Here is a 6,304-nt window from a genome sequence, read left to right on the forward strand (position 1 = left end):
TCACCGGCATCGTGCGAGCAGCCCTTCCAGCGCGCGATCGGGGATGCCGCTCGCGCGCAGCGCGTCGACCGTGCGGCTCACGTAGTCGAGTGTCGTGCCGTAGCGGCCGGCCGCGCAGCCGAACACTTCCTTCACGACGGGATCGGTCAGCTTGCCCGTGTAGGTGGGCGCGTCGCGGCGCATCACGAACGCGAGCGCGTTCACGCGTTCGCCGTTTTCCAGCGAGCACGGCAGCCACGCGGGCCGGTACGAGCCCATCGGCATCTCGCGTTTCCACAACGTTTCGAGGTGCGGTTGCGCGGTCGGGCCGGCGAGCCGGAACGCAATGCCCGAGCATGAGCCGCCGCGATCGAGCGCGAGCACGAGGCCCGGGCGTTCGGGGGTGCCGCGGTTCACGCGCGACCACAGGTAGAGCCCGCGGTGATAGCCGTGCACCTTGCCGCGCACGGCGGTGATGGTCGGCAACCCCGGGTTCCAGATCAGCGAGCCATAGCCGAAGAGCCAGAGATCCTGCTGGCCGTCCCAGTCGCGCATCGTGTGCGCGAGCGAGGCCGCGAGCTCGTCTTCCGTCAGCAGGCGCCCGTCGCCGATCGACGGCGGGTAGGCAGGCGGGAGCGTCGCGGCGTTGCGCATCGTGCAGAGGGCTTACTGGTACGGGTTCGGGAAGCCCAGCTTCGCGAGGATGTCGACTTCGAGCGCTTCCATCTCGGCCGCGTCTTCGTCGCTCGTCTCGTGGTCGTAGCCCTGCGCATGCAGTGCGCCGTGCACCAGCAGGTGCGCGTAGTGGGCCGTGAGCGGCTTGCCCTGCTCGTGCGCTTCCTTCTCGACCACCGGGCAGCACAGCACGAGGTCGCCGATCACGGTGCCGTCGGGCGCCGCGTCGTACGCGAAGGTCAGCACGTTGGTCGGGTAGTCCTTGTGGCGGTAGCCGGCGTTCAGCGTGCGGCCTTCTTCCTCGCCGACGAAGCGCACGGTGAGCTGCGCGCTGGCGAACAGCGCCGGCTCGATCCATTCGGCGATCAGCTTGCGTTTGGGCAGCGTCTTGCGCACGTCGCTCGTGATTTCGTCACCGTACTGCACGGACAGGTCGAGCTCAGGCTCGCGAAGCGCGTCTTCGGTGTCGTCTTCGCGCGGTGCGGGCTCGGCGCCCACGTGCAGCGTCACGCTGTCGTAGTGCTCGGGCTGCAGCGCGAGCTTCGCGCGCATGGCCGGATCGTTGTGCTGCGCGACGATCGCGACGGCGGCTTCTCCCGAACTGCCCGACAGGTCGAACATCAGGCTGCGGCCATCCGGGAAGTCGATTCGCAGCCCTTGCGCGTTGACGGTCCGGGCCTTGCCCTTCGCGTCGAACAGCGAAAGGCGGGGGGAGGCGGGCGCGGTGGACTGGGCGCGCCCGGACTTGCGAGAACGGGAGGATTTCATGACGCGTGCGGCGATTAGGACGCGTTGAGGATACACCAAACGGCCGATCGCACCCGAATTCAAGCAGGCGAAAAAAAGCCCGGCGCGCCGTCTGGCGGGCCGGGCCGGGCTGTCGGGCCGGGGCGGCGTGCAGGTGCCGCCGGCCGGTCAGCCGTCCTGGTGCTGCGCGTGGAATTCGTCGTATGCCTCGACGATGCGCGCGACGAGCGGATGGCGCACGACGTCCGCGCTCGTGAAGCGCGTGAGCGCGATGCCGCGCACGCCGCCGAGCACCTGCTGCGCCTCGACGAGGCCGCTCTTGTGGCCGCGCGGCAGGTCGACCTGGCTCGTGTCGCCGGTCACGACCGCCTTCGAGCCGAAGCCGATCCGCGTGAGGAACATCTTCATCTGTTCGGGCGTCGTGTTCTGCGCCTCGTCGAGGATGATGAACGCGTGATTCAGCGTGCGGCCGCGCATGTACGCGAGCGGCGCGATCTCGATCATCTGGCGCTCGAACATCTTCGCCGTCTTGTCGAAGCCGAGCAGGTCGTACAGCGCGTCGTACAGCGGGCGCAGGTACGGGTCGACCTTCTGCGCGAGATCGCCCGGCAGGAAGCCGAGCCGCTCGCCGGCCTCGACGGCCGGGCGCGTCAGCACGATCCGCTTGACCTGGTCGCGCTCGAGCGCGTCGACTGCACACGCGACCGCGAGGTAGGTCTTGCCGGTGCCGGCCGGCCCGACGCCGAGCGTCACGTCGTGCGACAGGATCTGCTTCAGGTATTCGCGCTGTGCCGGCGTGCGGCCGCGCAGGTCGGCGCGCCGCGTGTAGAGCTTCGGTGCGGGCTCCTCGTCCGGCTCGCTGGCGTCGAGCTGCAGGACGGGCTCGTCGAACGGATGGTCGGGGTCGCCGCGGAAGCGCACGTCGAGCGTGTCCTGGCGGCCGTTGCCGGCCGTGTGGCGCACTTCGACCAGCGCGAGCTGGATGTCGTCGACCGACAACGCATCGCGCGCGCGGTTGTAGAAGTTCTCGAGCGCGGCGAGCGCGAGCTTGGCGCCGCGGCCGCGGATCGCGATCCGGTGGCCGCGTCGCGACAGCGTGACGTCGAGCGCCTGTTCGATCTGCCGCAGGTTCTCGTCGAGCGGGCCGCAGAGGTTGGCGAGGCGCGCGTTGTCGTCGCGCGGCGCGACGAATTCCAGTGCTTGGGTCGGCTTCAAAGTGGCGTCGGGTTCCTGTTGAGCGTCAGTCAGTGGGTGGCCGCGCTCGCGTCGTCGCTGACGAGCACGAGCTCGCCGCGCAGCGAATGCGGGTACGCATGGTTGATCTTCACGTCGATCATCTGGCCGATCAGGCGCGGGTGCGATGCGAGCGGCGCCGGGAAATTCACGACCCGGTTGTTCTCGGTACGGCCCGCGAGTTCGTTCGGATCCTTGCGCGACGGGCCCTCGACGAGGATCCGCTCGACCTTCCCGACCATCGACTGGCTGATGCGCGCGACGTTTTCCTCGATGGTCGCCTGCAGATGTTGCAGGCGTTTGAGCTTCACTTCGCGCGGCGTGTCGTCGTGCAGGTTCGCGGCCGGCGTGCCGGGGCGCGGGCTGTAGATGAACGAGAAGCTGGTGTCGTAGCTCATCTCGTGCACGAGCGCCATCATCTTGTCGAAATCGTCCTCGGTCTCGCCGGGGAAGCCGACGATCATGTCGGTCGACAGCGACAGGTCCGGGCGGATCGCGCGCAGCTTGCGGATCACCGACTTGTATTCGAGCACCGTGTAGCCGCGCTTCATCGCCATCAGGATGCGGTCGGAGCCGTGCTGGACGGGCAGGTGCAGGTGGCTCACGAGCTTCGGCACCTTCGCGTAGGTGTCGATCAGGCGCTGCGTGAATTCCTTCGGGTGCGACGTCGTATAGCGGATCCGTTCGATGCCGGGGATGTCGGCGACGTATTCGATCAGCGTCGCGAAATCGGCGATTTCCGGCGAGCCGGCCGCCAGCGCGCCACGATAGGCATTCACGTTCTGGCCGAGCAGCGTGACTTCGCGCACGCCCTGGTCGGCGAGGCCGGCCACTTCGGTCAGCACGTCGTCGAGCGGGCGCGACACTTCATCGCCGCGCGTGTACGGCACCACGCAGTAGCTGCAGTACTTCGAGCAGCCTTCCATGATCGACACGAACGCGCTCGGCCCCTCGACGCGCGCGGGCGGCAGGTGGTCGAACTTCTCGATTTCGGGGAACGAGATGTCGACCTGCGCACGGCCGCTCTCGCGGCGCGCGTCGATCATCTGCGGCAGGCGGTGCAGGGTTTGCGGGCCGAACACGAGGTCGACGTACGGCGCGCGCGACACGATCGATGCGCCTTCCTGGCTCGCGACGCAGCCGCCGACGCCGATCAGCAGGCCGGGCTTCGCTTCCTTCAGCTCGCGCACGCGGCCGAGATCGGAGAACACCTTCTCCTGCGCCTTTTCACGCACCGAGCACGTGTTGAACAGGATGATGTCCGCGTCTTCCGGCGTATCGGTCTTTTCGAGGCCTTCGGCCGCATTCAGCACGTCCACCATCTTGTCCGAGTCGTACTCGTTCATCTGGCAGCCGAAGGTCTTTACGTAAACTTTCTTGGTCATGGGGGTTCGCCGTTCGCAGTGGTTGACCTGGGGGCGTCGTCTATAGGGTGAATCGGGACGGCCGTGCGCTGCACGCGGATCGCGCGCAGCCTGCATGAAAAGCCGTCGGGAAAGCCTTCCATTATAGCTTTTCATGCTGGCCGGGACGGGCGGCCGGTTGCGGCCGCGCGACGGCGTCCGTCACGTTCCGACCCTTGAATGGTGGCGTGCCGGCCGTCAGTGGCAGGCGTTCAGCAGGTCTTCATGCGCGGCTTCCTCGCGCGCGAAGCGTTCGGCGAGAAAGTCGAGCAGCACGCGCACGCGCGGCGCCATGTAGCGCTTGCCGGGATAGATCGCGTGCAGCGGCGCGCTCTGGTGCCGCCAGTCGGGCAGCAGGACCTTGAGCCGCCCGGCACGGATGTCGTCGGCGACATCCCAGATCGAGTTCAGCACGATGCCGCGGCCACGCAGCGCCCACTCGCGGGCGAGGCCGCCGTCGTTGGTCTCGAATGCGGTGCCGAGCGGCACCGTGCAGGTTTGCGTGTCGTCGCCGCGCGTGAAGCGCCACGTGTTCATCGGCCCGGACGCCACCGTGATCACGTTGCATGGAAAGCGGGCCAGATCGTGCGGATCGTTCGGCACGCCGTGGCGCTCGATGAAGGACGGCGCCGCGCACGGCACGCGCCGGTCCGCGGCGAGCCGGCGGGCGATCAGTGCGCCGTCGGGCGGCGCCGCGAAGCGGATCGCGAGGTCGATCTCGTCCTGCCACAGGTTCACCGTCGAGTCGGACGCCGTCAGCGAGAACGTCACGTCCGGGTAGCGCGCGGTGAATTCGTCGAGCCAGTCGAGCAGCCGGCGGCGGCCGAAGTCGGACGTCGCCGACAGTCGCACGCGGCCGCCGACGACATTGCGGCCGGCCTGCAGCAGCGCGTTCGCGTCGTCGAGCGCCTGCAACGCCTGCCGGCAGCCGTTCAGGTACAGGCGGCCCTCGTCGGTGAGCCGCAACTGCCGGGTCGAGCGGTCGAACAGCCGGGTGGCGACCGCCGCCTCGAGCTTGGCGAGGCGTGCGCTCGCGGCGGCCGGCGTGAGGTTCAGCTTGCGCCCGGCGGCGGACAGGCTGCCCAGTTCGGCCGCCTCGACGAACAGCCGGATATCGCCCAGTCGATCCATAGGATTTTTCAGAAATATTTGAAAATGGTTCAAATGCCACACCAATTATCAAATATAGGCATCTTCGGGACAATGCGCACATCCTGCCTTTTGTGCGGTGCGGCACCGACCAGGCGCCGCGTCCGCCGCCTTCCGGAGAACGTCATGCCCATCCCGTTACTGGCGCTTGCGATCAGCGCCTTCGCCATCGGTACCACCGAGTTCATCATCATGGGCCTGCTGCCCGAAGTCGCGCACGACCTGGCCGTGTCGCTGCCGTCGGCCGGCCTGCTGGTCACCGGCTACGCGCTCGGTGTCGCGGCCGGCGCGCCGCTGCTCGCGGTGCTGACGAGCCGCATGCCGCGCAAGGCCGCGCTGCAGTTGCTGATGGCGATCTTCATCGTCGGCAACGTGCTGTGCGCGACCGCGTCCGGCTACGCGATGCTGATGGTCGCGCGCGTCGTCACGTCGTTCGCGCACGGGTCGTTCTTCGGGATCGGCGCGGTGGTCGCCGCGTCGCTCGTGCCGACCGACAAGCGCGCGAGCGCGATCGCGCTGATGTTCACGGGGCTCACGCTGTCGAATGTGCTCGGCGTGCCGTTCGGCACCTTCGTCGGCCAGTTGCTCGGCTGGCGCGCATCGTTCTGGATCGTCGCCGCGCTCGGCGTGCTGGCGCTCGGCGGCGTAGCCGCGCTCGTGCCGAATCGCCACGACAGCGGGCCGGTCGGCCTCGGTCACGAAGTGCGCGTGCTGAAGGAGCCGCAGGTGTGGCTCGCGCTGTTGATGACCGTGCTCGGCTTCGGCGGCGTGTTCGTCGTGTTCACGTACATCGCGCCGATTCTCCAGTCCGTGTCGGGCTATTCGCCGCGTGCGGTCGCGCTGATCCTCGTGCTGTTCGGCGCGGGCCTGACGATCGGCAACACGCTCGGCGGCAAGCTCGCGGACCGCGCGCTGATGCCGTCGTTGATCGCGATCCTCGTCGCGCTGATGGCGGTGATGGTCGTGTTCGCCAGGACGAGCCACCATGCGGTCGCGACGGCCGGCAACCTGTTGTATGCAAGCGATTTCTACGGCAACCGCGTGCGCGTCTATACGACCGACGGTGTCTTGCAGCGCGACATCGGCGTGACCGGGCCCGGCGCGCTGGCGCTCGATGC

The 6,304-nt window shown here is 68.3% G+C and carries 6 protein-coding genes; 1 reads left to right on the forward strand and 5 read right to left on the reverse strand.

Annotated features, from left to right (window positions below):
- The 5 genes from G3O00_RS38740 to G3O00_RS38760 all read right to left on the reverse strand — a co-directional run bounded on the left by G3O00_RS38740 (position 1) and on the right by G3O00_RS38760 (position 5,168).
- The gene (locus G3O00_RS38740; RefSeq protein WP_011353130.1) at positions 1-633 is read right to left on the reverse strand and encodes a gamma-glutamylcyclotransferase; all 633 of its coding nucleotides are present in this window, start codon (positions 631-633) and stop codon (positions 1-3) included.
- Between the two features lie 12 nt (positions 634-645).
- Positions 646-1,422, reverse strand: coding sequence for an rRNA maturation RNase YbeY (gene ybeY / locus G3O00_RS38745; protein WP_011353129.1), 777 nt, complete (start codon positions 1,420-1,422; stop codon positions 646-648).
- 147 nt (positions 1,423-1,569) lie between these two features.
- Positions 1,570-2,616: a PhoH family protein gene (locus G3O00_RS38750; protein ID WP_174930693.1), complete on the reverse strand. Its 1,047-nt coding sequence runs from the start codon at positions 2,614-2,616 to the stop codon at positions 1,570-1,572.
- 29 nt (positions 2,617-2,645) lie between these two features.
- Positions 2,646-4,019, reverse strand: a complete 1,374-nt coding sequence (gene miaB, locus G3O00_RS38755) for a tRNA (N6-isopentenyl adenosine(37)-C2)-methylthiotransferase MiaB (RefSeq protein ID WP_046544464.1) — start codon at positions 4,017-4,019, stop codon at positions 2,646-2,648.
- A gap of 216 nt (positions 4,020-4,235) precedes the next feature.
- On the reverse strand, positions 4,236-5,168 hold the full coding sequence (locus G3O00_RS38760) for a LysR family transcriptional regulator (RefSeq protein ID WP_206146152.1): 933 nt from the start codon (positions 5,166-5,168) through the stop codon (positions 4,236-4,238).
- Positions 5,169-5,312: 144 nt separating this feature from the next.
- Here G3O00_RS38760 and G3O00_RS38765 point away from each other — a divergent pair.
- The coding region (locus tag G3O00_RS38765) for an MFS transporter (RefSeq protein WP_241025532.1) at positions 5,313-6,304 on the forward strand (992 nt) is incomplete at its 3' end.

The sequence above is a fragment of the Burkholderia sp. Ac-20384 genome, from assembly GCF_017104605.1.
Classification (GTDB): Bacteria; Pseudomonadota; Gammaproteobacteria; order Burkholderiales; family Burkholderiaceae; genus Burkholderia; species Burkholderia lata.